The 14,750-nt window shown below is 62.8% G+C and carries 13 protein-coding genes and 2 pseudogenes; 6 read left to right on the plus strand and 9 right to left on the minus strand.

Annotated features, from left to right (window positions below; genetic code table 11):
• From I4J89_RS48355 to I4J89_RS48370, 4 genes are all read right to left on the minus strand, one after another.
• Window positions 1-2,329: beta strand repeat-containing protein (locus I4J89_RS48355; RefSeq protein ID WP_309238800.1), on the minus strand; the 2,329-nt coding region annotated here is incomplete at its 3' end.
• 516 nt (window positions 2,330-2,845) lie between these two features.
• Window positions 2,846-3,280: a fasciclin domain-containing protein gene (locus I4J89_RS48360; RefSeq protein ID WP_196420982.1), complete on the minus strand. Its 435-nt coding sequence runs from the start codon at window positions 3,278-3,280 to the stop codon at window positions 2,846-2,848.
• Between the two features lie 631 nt (window positions 3,281-3,911).
• On the minus strand, window positions 3,912-4,442 hold the full coding sequence (locus tag I4J89_RS48365; RefSeq protein ID WP_196420983.1) for a hypothetical protein: 531 nt from the start codon (window positions 4,440-4,442) through the stop codon (window positions 3,912-3,914).
• Complete coding sequence (locus I4J89_RS48370) at window positions 4,439-5,044, minus strand: RNA polymerase sigma factor (protein WP_196420984.1); 606 nt, start codon at window positions 5,042-5,044, stop codon at window positions 4,439-4,441. The genes I4J89_RS48365 and I4J89_RS48370 overlap by 4 nt, the downstream gene beginning before the upstream one ends.
• A gap of 630 nt (window positions 5,045-5,674) precedes the next feature.
• On the opposite strand from I4J89_RS48370, the gene I4J89_RS50705 reads away from it, so the two are divergent.
• Entirely contained in the window at window positions 5,675-5,812 is a 138-nt protein-coding gene (locus I4J89_RS50705; protein WP_230860836.1) for a hypothetical protein, read from the plus strand.
• Here I4J89_RS50705 and I4J89_RS48375 read toward each other — a convergent pair.
• Together I4J89_RS48375 and I4J89_RS48380 are read right to left on the minus strand one after the other, a co-directional pair.
• Window positions 5,762-6,208 (minus strand): annotated as a pseudogene (locus I4J89_RS48375) (leucine zipper domain-containing protein); the annotation flags it as partial. The gene I4J89_RS50705 and the pseudogene I4J89_RS48375 overlap by 51 nt on opposite strands.
• Window positions 6,209-6,568: 360 nt before the next feature.
• Entirely contained in the window at window positions 6,569-7,264 is a 696-nt protein-coding gene (locus tag I4J89_RS48380; protein ID WP_196420986.1) for a hypothetical protein, read from the minus strand.
• A gap of 574 nt (window positions 7,265-7,838) precedes the next feature.
• Here I4J89_RS48380 and I4J89_RS48385 point away from each other — a divergent pair.
• Complete coding sequence (locus I4J89_RS48385; protein WP_196420987.1) at window positions 7,839-8,747, plus strand: helix-turn-helix domain-containing protein; 909 nt, start codon at window positions 7,839-7,841, stop codon at window positions 8,745-8,747.
• A gap of 42 nt (window positions 8,748-8,789) precedes the next feature.
• Entirely contained in the window at window positions 8,790-8,996 is a 207-nt protein-coding gene (locus tag I4J89_RS48390; RefSeq protein ID WP_196420988.1) for a DUF397 domain-containing protein, read from the plus strand.
• 756 nt (window positions 8,997-9,752) lie between these two features.
• On the opposite strand, the gene I4J89_RS48395 is transcribed toward I4J89_RS48390, so the two are convergent.
• The gene (locus I4J89_RS48395; protein WP_196420989.1) at window positions 9,753-9,935 is read right to left on the minus strand and encodes a hypothetical protein; all 183 of its coding nucleotides are present in this window, start codon (window positions 9,933-9,935) and stop codon (window positions 9,753-9,755) included.
• A 496-nt stretch (window positions 9,936-10,431) separates the two neighbouring features.
• Between I4J89_RS48395 and I4J89_RS48400 the strand changes: the two genes are divergently transcribed.
• Complete coding sequence (locus I4J89_RS48400; RefSeq protein ID WP_309238801.1) at window positions 10,432-10,605, plus strand: DUF397 domain-containing protein; 174 nt, start codon at window positions 10,432-10,434, stop codon at window positions 10,603-10,605.
• 1,005 nt (window positions 10,606-11,610) lie between these two features.
• Here I4J89_RS48400 and I4J89_RS48405 read toward each other — a convergent pair.
• Window positions 11,611-12,300 carry a response regulator gene (locus I4J89_RS48405; RefSeq protein ID WP_196420991.1) on the minus strand — a complete coding sequence of 230 codons (690 nt, stop codon included), beginning with the start codon at window positions 12,298-12,300 and terminating at the stop codon, window positions 11,611-11,613.
• A 1,044-nt stretch (window positions 12,301-13,344) separates the two neighbouring features.
• Between I4J89_RS48405 and I4J89_RS48410 the strand changes: the two genes are divergently transcribed.
• Window positions 13,345-13,788, plus strand: a complete 444-nt coding sequence (locus tag I4J89_RS48410) for a hypothetical protein (protein ID WP_196420992.1) — start codon at window positions 13,345-13,347, stop codon at window positions 13,786-13,788.
• A 57-nt stretch (window positions 13,789-13,845) separates the two neighbouring features.
• Here the strand turns inward: I4J89_RS48410 and I4J89_RS52175 are convergent, their stop codons facing one another.
• Window positions 13,846-14,325 (minus strand): AfsR/SARP family transcriptional regulator, encoded by a 480-nt coding sequence (locus I4J89_RS52175; protein WP_196420993.1) that lies wholly within the window; start codon window positions 14,323-14,325, stop codon window positions 13,846-13,848.
• A gap of 72 nt (window positions 14,326-14,397) precedes the next feature.
• On the opposite strand from I4J89_RS52175, the pseudogene I4J89_RS52180 reads away from it, so the two are divergent.
• Window positions 14,398-14,622: pseudogene (locus I4J89_RS52180) on the plus strand (IS256 family transposase); the annotation flags it as partial.
• Window positions 14,623-14,750 lie beyond the last annotated feature (128 nt).

Consider the following 14,750-nt stretch of genomic DNA (forward strand, 5'->3'; position numbering starts at 1 on the left):
AGGTGCCGATGGTCTTCTTGACCACCTGCTCGTTGCGGTGGATGTAGTAGCCGGCCGCGCCGGGGACCTCCGCCCAGGCCAGGTGCACCGTCTGCGGACCCTCCGCCCGCGCCGTCACACCCGTCGGTGCCTGTGGGACGGCCGGGGTGACGGTCCAGGAGAACGACAGCGTGGCGGTCCGGCGTCCGGTGTCGGTGGCCGTGATGGTCACCGTGCTGTTACCCGCGGTGGTTGGTGTGCCGGTGATCGCACCGGTCGATGCGTTGATCGCCAGGCCGGCCGGGAGCCCGGACGCGGTCCAGGTGTAGGGGGCGGTGCCGCCGGTGGCCGCGAGCGTCTTGGATGCCGCGACGCCGGTGGTGCCTTGCTGGGTGCCGGGGTTGGTTACGGCGACGGGGGTGGCGACGGTGAAGGTGAAGGTGATGCTGCTGGTGCGTGCGCCGGTGTCGCTGACCGTGATCGTGACTGTGCTGCTGGCGGCGGTGCTGGGGGTGCCGGTGATGGCGCCGGTGGAGGTGTTGATGATCAGGCCGGCGGGCAGGCCCGTGGCCGACCAGGTGTAGGGCGTGGCGCCACCGGCCGCGGTGAGGTTCAGCGTCGTCGCGGTGCCGGTCGTGCCGTGCTGGGTGCCGGGGTTGGTCACTGTGACGGTTGCGTACACCAGCCAGCTGAAGGTGACGCTGTGGGTGCGGCTCGCGGCGTCGGTGACCTTCACCGTTGTGCTGCTCGTGCCGTTGGCGGTGGGGGTGCCGGTGATGGCGCCGGTGGAGGTGTTGATGGTCAGACCGGCGGGCAGGCCTGTGGCCGACCAGGTGTAGGGCGTGGCGCCGCCGGTAGCCGTGATGGTCTTGGATGCGGCGATACCCGTGGTGCCGTGCTGGGTGCCCGGGTTGGTCACGGCTACCGGGGTGCCGACGGTCCAGGCGATCGACGTCGACGTGGCGATCTGCTTGGCGTCGGTAGCGGTGACCGTCGCCGTGCTGCTACCGGCTGCGGTGGGGGTGCCGGTGATGGCGCCGGTGGAGGTGTTGATGGTCAGACCGGCGGGCAGGCCCGTGGCCGACCAGGTGTACGGCGTGGCTCCGCCGGTCGCCGTGACGGTCTTGGACACGGCGGCACCCGTGGTGCTCAGCTGGGCTCCCGGGTTCGTGACGGTGGGGGCTGCGCCGACGTTCCAGGTGTAGGTGGTGCTCCCTGCGATCGAGGCTGTGTCCGTTGCGGTCACCTTGACCGTGTAGGCGCCAGCGGTGGTGGCCGTGCCCGTAATGGCACCGGTCGAGGCGTTAATGGTCAGGCCCGTCGGGAGGCCTGTCGCCGACCAGGTGTACGGGGTGGTGCCGCCGGTAGCCGAGTTGCTCACGTTGGCGGCGGCGCCGGTGGCGGTTCCCCGGGTGAGGGAGTTCTTGACGATCACACCGGTTGTCCAGGCGAAGGACACGCTCTTCGCGATCTTCTTGGCGTCTGTGGCGGTCACCATCGTGTTGGTGGTTCCCGCGCTGGTCGGTGTCCCGGTGATCGCACCGGTGGAGGCGTTGATGGCCAGACCGGCCGGCAGGCTTGTCGCTGTCCAGGTGTAGGGGGCGGTGCCGCCAGTGGCGGAGTTGGCCAGCGTGAGGGCGACCTTGGTCGGGCTTGCCTGGGCACCCGGATTCGTCACGGTCGGTGCGGCCGCGACGTTCCAGGTGAACGAGGTTGTCCCGGCGACCTTCGCCGTGTCAGTGGCGGTGACTGCGGCCGTGTAGGCGCCGGCGGTGGAAGCGGTGCCGGTAACCACGCCGGTGGTGCTGTTGATGCTCAGACCGGTGGGTAGCCCTGTGGCCGTCCAGGTGTACGGCGTCGTTCCGCCTCGAGCTGCCATCGTCGTGCTCGCCGTAGCCCCGGTAGCGGTGCCCAGCATTCCCGGGTTGGTGACTACCACGCCGGTCTTCCACGCGAACGACACGCTGCTTGTCAGCTTGGTCGCGTCGGTCACCGTCACCGTCGTGGCGAACGAGCCGGCGGCCGACGGCGTGCCGGAAATGACGCCGCTACCGCTGCTGATGCTCAGCCCCGAGGGCAACCCGGTCGCCGACCAGACGTACGGGGTGGTACCACCGGTGGCCACCATCGTCAACGATGCCGCGACCTTGGTCGGGCTTGCCTGGGCGCCGGGATTCGCTAGCGTCACGGCCGTTGCCGTTGCCGTTGCCGCTGACGCCGGACTCGCGGTGACGTAACTGGCCATCATGGCCAACACACACACCACAACTACGGGCATGCGTCGGCGCGATGGTGCACGAAATACCCGTCGTGCCGGGTCCAGCAAGATGCGCGGTTGCTCAGCCGCCATGAACGCTCCTCGTGCAGGTTCTGACCTGCCCAAAGAGTGAGCTATGCCCGTTGCAAGAGGTACGACCTAAAAGCCCCCTTGGTCATGGGATGGATGAGGGTCGTGAGGCCGGATCGGCATCTTGAATTGCCTGTTCGAACTATCAAATCGAAGCAGCCCCGCCACGTCAGGAGCACGCGTTTACTCCTGCACCACGGGAAGAGCGCCGGCATTTATCGGCTGGCCTAACTGTTGGCAGGTTGTGCTGATCACGTGCCGGAAGTCTCAAGACCCGCTCCGTCGAGAAGCCACCCCAAGCGCTTGCGGCTTGGACGCGCCCGGCACGCAGAAAGGCGCCATGAGACGTCTGGGGTAGCACTGTGGCGGGTTCCGCCCATGTCGGGAGGCCCGCCGCTTGGCGGCCCACCGCATCGCCGTGCTGGACGACCGTTCAGGCGACCCGGGCGAGGCGAGAGGTGAGGGGGCAGAAACCCCGCATAAAGACAGTCATAGGTCCTGAAGCGCCGAGCGCGCTTGCTACTTCGGAGTGACTATGGGACCTGAGCTGGGGAAGCCATCGGCCGACAAAAGAGTGTCGATGAGATAGATGGTCGCATTTCTAGTTTGAATGTTGGCGCAAATGACGCGCGCCGCACCGTTCACCTTCGTCTGGCCAGCGTCCATCTCGACTGCAACCGTAGCCCCAGCTATCGATGTATGTCGTCCGAGCACGTGCTGAGGGGACAGGCGTTCCGGCAAGACGTGATTCGCCAACAGCCGCGCAAGTTCGTCGCGGCTTTTAGCGGACGCCCACTCCTTCGACTTCCGGATGGCTGAATTGACCGGGGCGAACAGAGTCAACGCCTTCGCCGTATTCAGCGAGTCAATCAAGCCGGCACGCTTCAGACCCGTGGAAAGCTCCGAAAGGAAGGCGCTGCCCGCGACGGCCGACGCGACCGGCTTGGCTGCCATCGCTGCGAAGCTACCGGGATCCGACGGATCAACTGGTACGGCCGCACAGCCGGCCCCCGTCTCAACGGCAGCAGATGGAGCCACAGCTGTACTTGACGGAACTTGGGGATCGCCATGTTCCTGACTGCCGTCACAGGAAGTCAACGCGAACGTCAGCACCACTGCAGTCCAAGCCGGGTTTCTCGCACGCCGCACATCAGCCCCCTCCAGGCCGCACCGTCTTGGGAACATACTTATTCGGTCGGGCATGATCCGTTGGAATTTCGCCAACACGCAACGCTTAACGCGTTCGGAGCCGATAATCCGAGCGGGCTGCCGCCGAGCTTGGCCAGTCGCGCCGCCGAGGACGACGTCCGCAGCTCGGCCAAATATTTCCGCCTGCGTGCCCAGACCCTCGCTGAGCCGAACCGGCCGGCCAACACCAGCGTCTTGCCGACCTGTGATGACAGAAGGACTGTTATCGACCTCGGCGATATGAAAGGCGCCAGCGTGACCGGTGCCGAGCAGCTGGAACGAGTTGCTTCCGCAGGCAGGGTTCCGGGTAGCGGGCTTGCGGTTGTCTCGCCAGTCGGGTCCGTGCGCGAGCCTTCGACCACAGCGCCACCTGTACGCAGGAACATCCCGAGGTGATTCACCGATTCACGAACTCTGCACGAAATCGGGCGCGCCCCAGAATGCCGTCTGCCTGAGCGTGGGCATCGTTGACGATCTTTTGTGCTGTGTTGTGTGCGTTCTCCAAGACCTCCCGGCTGCGTGTGCTAACGGCATCGAGGAACGCGGCGGTGTCTGGAGTGGTCTCAGCGAGCTGTCTGCGTGCCTGGACGAGTCGGAGATCAGCAAGATTCGCCGCTCTGTTGAGGTCGTCGCGGCGAGCTCTGGCCGCAATGACTTCGGACTGGACGATGCGTAATTCCCGTCGTGTCGCCTCCAGGGTCTCGATCAGGTTCTCCAGCTCGACGGCATGCTCGGCCTTCCATCTGACCAACACGGCATCCTCCGAGGGCGCGGTATGATCAGCGTCGGACACGCGTAAACCTGCCACATGTGCAAGTAACGCGTTGAGCCGTGCGGCGATTTCTCCGTCAGGAATCTCGTCCACGGCGGCATCAATCTCATCCAGAGTCTCGTGGGAGGCGGGAGGATCTGCTGATTGATCGCTCATGCCGTGTTCTCCCCGCTGCCCACGTCAAGTCTGGCGTCGCGTCGTGTCCAAAGCTTGACGAGTGAGCGTCGGGCGTTGCTGAGCCGTTGCCTCACCGCCTGCGGTGTCGCACCGATCATTCCGGCGATCTCGGTGGGGCCGTAGCCGTCTAGAACCAATGCCACGACCTCGCGTTGATCAGCGGTCAGGCCGTTTAGCAGCATTTGTTTGATGTACTGCCACTCCTCCCAATCGTTCAAGCGTGCGTCTGTACACCCGTGCGGAGTGCCGACGCCGTGGCGGACTTGCCGGGCACGGACCCTGTCCAGATTGCGAGTTTTGGCTTTGAGATAGAACCGCACCACAGCCTGTCGGGCCCAAGCGGGAGGATCGTCCAGGCGGTGCCAGTGCTCGTATACGTCGGCCATAGTCGCTGCGGCTGCATCCTCGGCCTCGTGCACATTCGCTCCGGCATAGCGGGCCTGCTTGAGCAAGATGCGGTAGGTGGCTTGGTAGAAAGCCTCTAAGGCCTCAGTCGTCCCGTCCCCGCGTGAGGCCGGCGCCTGCTGGATGGCCGGTGCCGGTAACGCCGTCGCTGGTGGGGATGTTGCGCCATCGGGCATGCTCACGACGGTGGTGGTCCCGTTTTGAGATCCGGTGGCGTGGGGCGCGCGGACCTTGTCCGAACTTAGTGCGGTGCTGCCGTCACTCGTGGTCTCATGGTCAACCACGGCGTCTCACAGCCACGGTCAGCAATGCTGTCACTGCAACGGGCACCGCTGTCACTGCAACGATCACCGTGATCTTGACGGATTCGGTAACCAGGTAAGTCGTGACACCAGCGGAACAGAGCGCCTCGATGAGAAGGACCACATGCCTAGTCGAGGTGCCGTGGTCTATGGGCCGCCATGATTGATGATCGGATGAACTGTCAGGGGTGGGCACCCGAGGTCCTTTCGTTCGGCGCCTGGAGAAAGAGTCATAGATAAAGGTCCACGGAGCCAGTCCGGCGTGAGTCCACGATCGGGTGACATTGCTGGCACGTGCCGTCGGAGCACCCTTTGCGGTGCAGCGTTGTTGCAGGGCACATGTTGGTTCGCGGCGGATCCAGGTTGCGATGGCCCGCTCAGGCCGAGGCCGACTCAGTGTGCGGCGTGGCGTGCCGCGCACGCAGCAACTCGCGTAACGGCTACCGGGCGAGTACCGCCGCGGCTACGGAGCCGATCCGGTCTGACGGCAGGGAGTGATACCTGATGGGCTTCGATGCCTCGCGGTTCGTGGTCGGCGCCGAGTGGGTGTACCGGGCCCGCGACGACGGGGTGTCGGAGTGGGTGCGGATCCGGGCCGTTGCCGAGTTTCTTGATGTCGACGTGGATCAGATCACCGGGTGAGCCATGTTCGTAGCGGCGGATCGGTTCGGCGGTGGCCCGGTCGAGGTGGGCCAGGCGTACGGCGCCCGCCCGGCGCAGGATCGCGTGGCAGGTCGAGGCGGGCAGGCCGAGTCGCCAGCCGATGCGTACCGGCCCGAGGCGTTTGCTACGGCGTAGGTGCAGGACCCGGCGTTCGATCGGGCGGGGTGTGCGGTTCGGACTCGTGTGTGGCCGGCTGGACCGGTCGGTCATACCCGCCACACCTTCGGCCCGGTAGCGGTCGGCCCAGCGCTTCGCGGTGGACGGGCTGACCTGGAACCGCTCCGCGGCCCGCCGCAGCGGCCATTTGTCGTCCACGACGCACCGTGCGAGTCGCAATCGGCCGCGTTCGGTCAGTGTGGCGTTAGCGTGGGGCATAGAGGACCTCCCGGGTGAAACGGAACTCTCGCCAAGCTCCACCTCACCCGGAGGTCCTCATTTATTTCAGGAACTCCGCCGCGTTACCAACGTCCGTGGTCAGAACACCTAGCCCGTCCGCTAGTCAACACCGCCGCCCTGCTCGACCCGAACGGCATCCCCGCCGAGCTGTCCACCACCGACGCCGTCACCACCTACCTCGCCGGAGCGTGATCCAGCTAATGCTGCGACTTGAGAGGCGGCTGGCCACCTGTCCGGTCACGGCCCGCCGCACCTGCTCTTGCCGCCTTCAGGCCGGCCCTCGCCCGGTGGCAGTTCAAGCCATCGGATCCAAGCAGGCGCGGTGCACGCGCGAGCTGGTCAACTACCCCATTCTTCGGTCAAGGCGTTCCACGCCCCCTGAAGTTCCTCACCCAACTTGTGCGCGAGTCGGTCTTGCTGGATCGCCCGGCGAAACTCGGCATGGGTTATCGCTACCGTTGTGACGTTCCCCGGTGACGGCGAAGTCGGGCGGTCGGTCACGTCCGGCATGGCCATCTGTTGCAGCCTAGAAGCCGCTTTGGAGACGCGTTGCAGAGGACTGGATAACCGATCCGGCCCTCGGGCAGCGAGTTGCTCCGCTTCCATCGCGAGTTCACCTATGCGCAGGTGGTCCAGTTCAGTCTTTGTGTAAGGACCGTTGTTACGGACCTGCCACTCGATCTGCTGGCCAAGCCGAAGGACCTCATTCGTCTCAAGATATTGGTGCTGGCGCGCATAGCGTCTAGCCTGTCGGTTCTGTCGCTCCCGCTCTTGTTGAGCGAGTCGTGCCTGCTCCGCGCGCTGATCTGCCAGGTCCTGGGCACGATCCCCTAACTGGGAGAAGCGCTGAACGCGGGCGATCGCGATGGCAACGAGCGCGGTGAGGATGCCGCTGACGACGCCAGCGCCGATCGCGAGCCAGTCGCCAGTTGTCACGCCGGCCATTATGGGAGTGGGGTCTGCGGCTACCGAGATCTTCATGGACTGTCCCGAATCGATGGCGCGGGAATAGGTTTGCAGGTTTGCGGCTGTCATTTGTGCTTCGCGCGTAGCACCATGGAGAGCCACAGAGTTGGAGCGCGGAGGCAGAAGCGGCGCACAACCTCATGTCGGAGGGCCGGCGCGGCGGTGGAGCAGCATGATCGGTGAAAGCGTCAAGCGTCAGCGCGCGGCTTCTGCCTGGAAGGCGAAGCTAGACCACGCCGTGATCATCGGCCACGCAGACCGTGCGGCGGGAAGTCCTCGAAGACCAGGCAGACTGGCTGTGCCCCCACTGGCTTAGTGCATTGCGCAGGTCTCTACGCACGACAAGCTAGGGCTGTGGTTAAATGGTGTGGCCAACGTTGCCGCGCTGGCCACACCGGTGCGCGGGGCTTGGCGCCGATAGCCCGGCGTCACCAGATGCCTATCCGTGCGGCATCGTAAGTAGGGATGTTCTGGGCAAACGCTCCTACTCCCTTCAGGCCGAGTTACCTTGAGATCGACTTGATCGCCTACAAGGAGACACACATCTGTAACTGACTGCTCTCACATCATGACTGATCGTTCTGGCGATTGCCAGAGTCGCTTGCCGTGTTGGCATTGCCACAGGCACTTGCAATGTGGCAGATTGACACCTGGCAAGAAGCGCGCCGCGATCACGGAGGTAACGATCATTTCCGGCCACCCTGGGCCATTGGCTCGTCGCCGACAACTCGGGGCGGCGCTGCGGCGACATCGCACCGACGCCGGCCTCAGCCTTGCGGAGGTGGCCAAGAGGCTACTCCTCTCTCCCTCCAAGATCAGCCGGATCGAAACGGCACAGAGAAGTATCTCCGCCCGCGACGTTCGTGACCTGATGGACGTTTATCGTGTAACCGATCCTGTCGTCCGGGACGAGCTCATGAGGCTCGTCGAGGAGAGCCGGGAATCCGCGTGGTGGGCACAGTACAACCTCGACCCGGGATATGAGCGGTTGATCGGATTGGAAGGAGCGGCCACAACAATAAGCGATTATCAGGTTGCAATCGTTCCGGGCCTGCTCCAGACGCCGGAGTACGCCGCTGCGATCAGCGGGCCTTGGAGTGATGCTCCCGAGGTCCTCAAAGACGCAGTCGACGTGCGGATCGCTAGGCAGCAGATCTTGAGTAAGGGGGCTCTATTTAGATTCGTTATCGACGAAGCTGCATTACACCGATGGGTCGGCAGCAGGGAAATCATGCGGGGTCAAATCCGGAAGATCATCGATTTAAACACCGGATCGAACTTAGAGTGTCAAGTTATTCCGTACTCGGCCGGAGCGTATCAAGGCTTGGTTTCCGGATTCATCATCTTACAATTCGCTAATTCAGTATCGACTGGTTCGGCAGCGAGCTTGTCCGACATCGTATACCATGAGGGTGTCATTGGTGCCGGGGCGTATATAGAGCAGTCCGAAGAAGTGGAACGGTATTTGAAGATATTCGGAAGGCTCGAAGAGAAAGCGCTTGATCGGCGGGCATCTAACTCGTTCATGGAGGCGGTCCTTAGGGGCTATTAGGTGTGGGGCTGTAGCCGGTCGAGATTATCCCGAGGGATCGTAATGAGGAACAAAGAGGATTTCGAAAACAAATTTCCCTGGCGCACGTCCTCGCATTGCAGCAACGGGGCGTGCGTAGAAGTCGCAGTCGTGGGAGATTCCGTGGCTGTGAGGGATTCGAAAAATCCGCAGCGCCCAGGTCTGATGTTTACCAGAGTTGAGTGGCGTGATTTCGTCGATGGAGTTAAAGGCGGCGAATTTGATGTGTGAAACCGTGGCCGATGTATCATGCAGGCGTGCATTGGTATGAGTGTGCGTCTCTTAGCGTGATCACGGAATTAGTGACTTCGAGTTAACCTGGTATGTCCATTCCTTTGGCGGTGATGCGTAGGTTCGTGTGCGAAGCGACCGCTCGATGGCGTGTGAAGAGGATATCGGTCATGACCGCTGCTGGTTTACCATCTTGGTTAGTTGTCCGCGATCAAAAGTCGTATATCCCTGCGACATAATCGACGCGCAGCGGCCGCTGATTGGGCTTCGTCTTGATATAGTCCTCACGGATCGTCGGCGCGAGATATAGACGCGCGCAAGATCGTGACTCGATTTTCGGCCGGAGCCAGACCGATTGCCGATGGGGGGCGAATCTGCCGTTGGCTCTTCCGTCGAGGTTCGCAGCGCACTTCTACACGGGGGCCCACTGGGGTGCGGTAGGGCCAACGAGTCGTTCCCGGCCACGAACCGCGTGGCAAGGGCACGGCATTTGTTAGGTCCGTTGCAACAGTGAGCACCTTCATCCTGCGCAGAGGCTCGCGTCGACGGGGGCAGAACGAGGATCGCCTGCACGGCTGGGCGTGGCTCGACGTAGGCACCAGCGCAGCGTGGCCAGGATCTTCTAGGTCCTCAGCGCGAATCGGTCGCTCGCCACGGGCGCGGGTCTTCGCGTGAGCCGTCACGGGGGCCTTCTGCCTGGTGGCAGCAGCTTCCTGTGGCCGTCCTCATCAATGTATCCAGTTGCCCCTCATGCGGTTACATCGAGGCGAACCCGATTACCACGAGACGGCCGCCCGACGGGCAACTGACCGTCACGCCCCAACCCTCGAGCGTCATGGCAATTGCCACCGTCGTTTGCATACTGGCATTGCCGCAGGCACTTTCCATGTGGCACATTTGTGTATGACACGCTGATGCGATCACGAAGGTGGCGATCATGCCCGGTAGTCCTAGGTCTAGAAGCTTCGCAGCGGCTCGGGGCGGTGCCGGGCAGGCTACAAGTCGATCTTGAACTCGGCTCGAAGGAGTTGACCGTCAGGGCCGCTTCTCTCGCCGTCAAAGACCAGTCGAATCCCATCCGTGCCGTTACATCAAGGCATCGCGAAGTCCAAACCCTGTCAAACTCGAAGCTCTGAGTTCGGATCTCGGATCGAACTGCAAGCCCTTGTTCTCTGTTGAGGGCGACTGAAGCGTGTGTGGCGGGCTTCAGTTTCCTAACGGCACTCGCCAGTTCTGGTCTCGTCTACGACGAAGGTTCGCTCGGGGGCAAGGCGGTGTGTATAGAACAGTAAGACGATATGGGCGGCAAAGCGAACTTCTTCTGCCAGGTGCATGAAGCCAGTGATTCGCTGCCCGTCAAATCTCTTCCTAGTTTCACTCAAATAGATCTGAAGGGGCGACTATGCATACTGAGCACGGTCTTATGAGGAGCCTCGTGTGGCGCACCTCCTCGTTCTGTTCCAGTTCGGCATGTGTTGAAGTGGCGTTCACTGGAGAGGCCGTCGTCGTGCGCGATTCCAAAGATCCGCAGCGGCGCTGCCTGGTGTACAGCTCGGTCGAGTGGAGAGACTTTGTTGCCGGCGTCAAGAGTGGCGATTTCGACTTCTGAGGCTGGCTGAGGTCTGAGGTCGCAAGCGTGGCCTGGACATGATTGTGGGATAGCGACTCTGTTTAAAGCAGCCACCGTTGACTCTCGATGGGTGTGTGTGGACCGGAGTTCGGCGGTGGCTGCGGTGAATCGCGGATGTCTGAGTTACATAAAGGCCGTTATCGACCTGCGCCAAGCCGATCCTTCATCTGGACCCGGGGTGCCGCAGCGGGCCGCGATTAGCCGAGTTCGGCGCCGGCATCACCTCGGCATGGGCGGTGCGGGCGTCGTGGTGGACCGGCAGGACTCCGCGGATTCGCGGAACAGCACAGGCTCATCGCGTTGGGCGGGAGTTGCGTCCGGCCGGCTGTCATTTCGGCGCTGCGAGGGTGCGGGTGAGTCGGCGAGCTGGCCGAATGATCCACGTCTGTTGAACGAAGCCCCGGCTTGGCATTGCCAGGTCGGGGCTTCTTGCGTTGCGCCTTAGCGGCTGAGCCGGCTAGTCAGGTCGCGCATGTAAGGCCCGACGCGCGTGCACTGAGTGAATCGACCGCAGCCAGGCTGCGGTGAGCGCGTGACAGCTCCCGTCGGCGGGCAGGGGCAGTCCGGCCATCGCAGCAGCCCCGGCGCCGCCCAGGCCGCCGACGTCATCAGCTGGGCCATCTTCCGACGCCGACACCAAGACCAGCCACTACGCCCGCCAAGCCCTCACCGAACCCTGAAACGGATCTCCTGCTGGAGTACTAATTCACCCGCGCTTGAACAACGGCTACACCGTCGACGTGTGGAAGATACAGACCCGCACGTTCACCGCCGCAGCCATCCTCACAGGAGGCACCGACTGCGGGATCGTGGCGAAATACGGGTACCGGAATGCACCTGAACAGTCTTCCCATCCGTGAGCGCCGTGGCCGCCTATCAGACCGACCTGTCAACAGGCCGATACGTCAGCCGTCCCGGTGTGTCGGCAGCTCGTGGCTATCAGGCGGCGGCTTTGTACCGTTAGTGCCAGTACCTCACCTGCTGTCATTTATAGTGGATCTCTCGCAGAGTTTGGGTCACTATCTGGATTAGCTCTTGCGGCGAGTTGGTGCAGCCGAGCGCTCCCCGTTGGCGTGCTTCCTTGACATGTTCGGGTGAACGCGAGCCAGCGTAGATTACGAATGGGGTGTGGTTGCCACCGCTTCTCAACTCGTCGAGCAGTGTGTATCCAGCGCGTGGATCAGGGGGCCGTCCCATGTCCGAGATGATTAGGTCGAAGGATTGGCGTTTAAGCTGGTCGACGGCCTCCTCTGTAGAAGCAGCTGTCGTCAACCGCACGCCTAGGGCTTCAAGCACCCGCCTCTCGTAGCGGTTGTTGTCAGGACGGTCGTCGACCCACAGCACCGAGCGGCCGAGCAGTCGCCTTTGACTACGCATATCAGGAACCGCCTCAGCCAAGGCGTCAGCGACATCGAAGGGGTTTGCTGTGCCAGGACGCTGTCCGCCTCGCGTTGCGACGGCGGCACCGAGTGCTGCTGCGGCCTCCACCTGTCGTCGTCTTGCGGACGCCTCCAACCCGGGCGCCTTAAATGAGAACTCACCGAGGTCCCTGAAGAAGTCGGACAACGGGGCTCGAAACCGAATGGTCACAAATAGCACGAGTGCCGGCCAGACAAGGACGCCGAGGAGGCCCGCGATCGCGGTCAAGAGGCGAATGACTTGATCGGCCGTCATGTCTTCTCCTGATTGAGAACCCGCAATCACACGGCTCACGCCCTCGCGGGAATTCTCCGGATGGTAGCGGCGACCCGTGCGGACTTGAACTCGACTGTCGTCAGCAGGACACCGCGCAGTGAGCCACCTTCGCCTCATGAGGTTCAAGATCATGTTCCGGTGGTCGGAGAAGGAGGAGTTCCTGGCGGCATTGAAGAAGTAGCTTGATGGGCTGCGACGCGCGGTCCGACTGTATTGGGCGGTGGCGGCGCTGAGGTGCGTAACCGGTCTCTTGGGCAAGGTTGAGTGCTCGGCTTCTCGCGGTGTAGCCGACGCCCTCGGCGTGAAGGCATGGACGTCGACGTGTCGCCAGCCATCGGGCCGCCTCGACGCTGGGGCCCGCCGAGGCTCCGTTTCAGGACTGGGCGACCGCCTCGGTCTTGGTCGGATTTTCCGGTATTTGCGGTGGTCGTGCATGGTCCGGTTGACGGCTTGGGCGAGGTTCGGGAGCAGTTGGAAGCGTTCGGCGACCTGGACTGCGTCCGGGGCGCTGAGGCGGCCGCCTTGGACGTAGCCGCTGGTTGGGTAGGTCGACGAGGATGCCGTAGCTGCGACCCTTGTCAAGCGCGAAGTAGTCGATACCGCCCCCGTCGCGGTATCGACCCACGCATCAGCAAGGCTCGGTTCGGCTGTAATAGGGCCACCTTGACGGTCGCCGGCTAGGGGTGTAGCAAAAGAGGATACTTCTCATGACGGCTTAAGAACCGTTGGTAGCAGTGAAGTTTGGAATAGAAGGTGAGTCGACAAGGAAGACCGAAAAATTCGCTTGCCGTTGGGCGGTGATCGGCTTCAACGTTACTTCGCTTGTTCCTCGGGCTGCTTAACAACGACCTCGATCGCGGAATTTATTTCCGGTCTGGGCCGGTCGAGTGACACTTTGTTGCATAGATATTAGGCTAATTGGCTCGCTCTTACCTGTCAGAAGCCGGGTATTCGGTCCTCATTTCGACAATCTGTTGGCAGCCAGAGATGCCGACATCGGGCTGGTTCGAAAGGGTGAGACGGATGACCACATCCGAATCTGACGGAGCCGGGGATGCGCGCGATTGGGCAAAGCGGCAATCGAATGTCCGGGCGTTCACCCTCGAACCTCTAGATGCTCCGAATGTTTCTGTCGCCGACAATAACGGGAGGCCAGGCACTGAGCTGATCGTGGGGGAAGCGTTTAACGTAATGGCATCTTGGATACTCGATCAACAATCTTCACTCCTATTAGGAGGCGAATGGCACCTCGATATTTTCGCCGAGCCAATCGGGTATGGTTCCGATGCGAAACTGGGATTTGCGGTAGTTCCGCTTTCTGGAGATCGGCATTTCAGTGCTAGGTGCTCGGTGCGACTGGGGGAACCTGGAATCTTCGAGTTAGTTACAGTTCTGACGCATTACAACTTTGGAAGATTGACAACTATTGCGGCCATCGCGCGTGGGCCAATACTCACATTCCGTTGATCCATGCTTAAGCAACAGCGTCGCCGGTTGATGGCGCCAGCTTGCATAGAGCGACCTTCAGGTGCCTGTACCTGGTTGGCTGGTGTCTGGGCGCTCTTTCGGGTGCGCTTCTTGCTCGTTCAGTGAGCCTGCGGCTCCGGAGGTTCTTCCAACGAGCTGCGCAGCGACCGCGATGGTCTCTGCGGCAGGCTCTTCGCCGATTTCGTCGAGGGCGTCATGAAGCCGTTGTAGGCGCCTATGGATACCGGCGGTGTAGCCGATGCGGGCCAGGGTACGCATGGCGTACCGGGCGGCGTCCTCGTTGTATCTGTTGAGTTCGGCGGCGGTCTGGGCCAGATCGCTGGCCTCGCTCGGGCTTTGCTCGGCGAGCAGGTCTGCTAGGTGGAGTCGAGCGCGTATGCCTTGGCGACGGACCTGTTCGCGGGGTTGTTCGATCCAGTCGTAGTCAGGCCCGTCCGCGAGGCCGCCGGTGTCTAGATTGACCGCTTCGTGCAGCGCGGTGAACCGTGCCGCCGGGCTGCTGGGGGACTGTGCCAGGAGCGGTGTTTCCGGCCCGACACGCCGGGCTCAGGTCCGGCGAGATGGGCACCGTCAGTGATGACATCGAACGTGAGTCCACCGAAGAAAACCGAGGGTGATGGGCGGCGGCTGTCGCCGGAGCAGGCCGCCGCGGCGGCGATGGTGGCCGAGGCGAAGGCTCGCGGTTTGGAGCTGACCGGCCGGAACGGGCTGCTGAAGCTATTCACCAAGAACGTGCTCGAGGCCGCGCTGAATGAGGAGATGACCGAACATCTCGGCCATGGAAAGAACCAGGCCGAGCCGGGCCGCGAGTCAATGAGATGCTTCTATAACTGTCAAGTGCTGCTGGCGGCCAGGTCGGCGCCCTGCAGGGTCCGGAAGAGTTGCCTGCTGATGTAGCGCTTGAGGCTGCGCATGATCTCGCGTTTGGTGCGGCCTTCGCG

Source organism: Actinoplanes aureus (assembly GCF_015704865.1).
GTDB lineage: Bacteria > Actinomycetota > Actinomycetes > Mycobacteriales > Micromonosporaceae > Actinoplanes > Actinoplanes aureus.

Coding starts and splice junctions, on each gene's coding strand:
- I4J89_RS48360 (WP_196420982.1), bottom strand. CDS start 3,280: ATGGCAGCCAAGCCGGTCGCGTCGGCCGTCGCGGGCAGCGCCTTCCTT.
- I4J89_RS48365 (WP_196420983.1), bottom strand. CDS start 4,442: ATGAGCGATCAATCAGCAGATCCTCCCGCCTCCCACGAGACTCTGGAT.
- I4J89_RS48370 (WP_196420984.1), bottom strand. CDS start 5,044: ATGCCCGATGGCGCAACATCCCCACCAGCGACGGCGTTACCGGCACCG.
- I4J89_RS50705 (WP_230860836.1), top strand. CDS start 5,675: ATGGGCTTCGATGCCTCGCGGTTCGTGGTCGGCGCCGAGTGGGTGTAC.
- I4J89_RS48380 (WP_196420986.1), bottom strand. CDS start 7,264: ATGACAGCCGCAAACCTGCAAACCTATTCCCGCGCCATCGATTCGGGA.
- I4J89_RS48390 (WP_196420988.1), top strand. CDS start 8,790: ATGAGGAACAAAGAGGATTTCGAAAACAAATTTCCCTGGCGCACGTCC.
- I4J89_RS48395 (WP_196420989.1), bottom strand. CDS start 9,935: ATGATCGCCACCTTCGTGATCGCATCAGCGTGTCATACACAAATGTGC.
- I4J89_RS48405 (WP_196420991.1), bottom strand. CDS start 12,300: ATGACGGCCGATCAAGTCATTCGCCTCTTGACCGCGATCGCGGGCCTC.
- I4J89_RS48410 (WP_196420992.1), top strand. CDS start 13,345: ATGACCACATCCGAATCTGACGGAGCCGGGGATGCGCGCGATTGGGCA.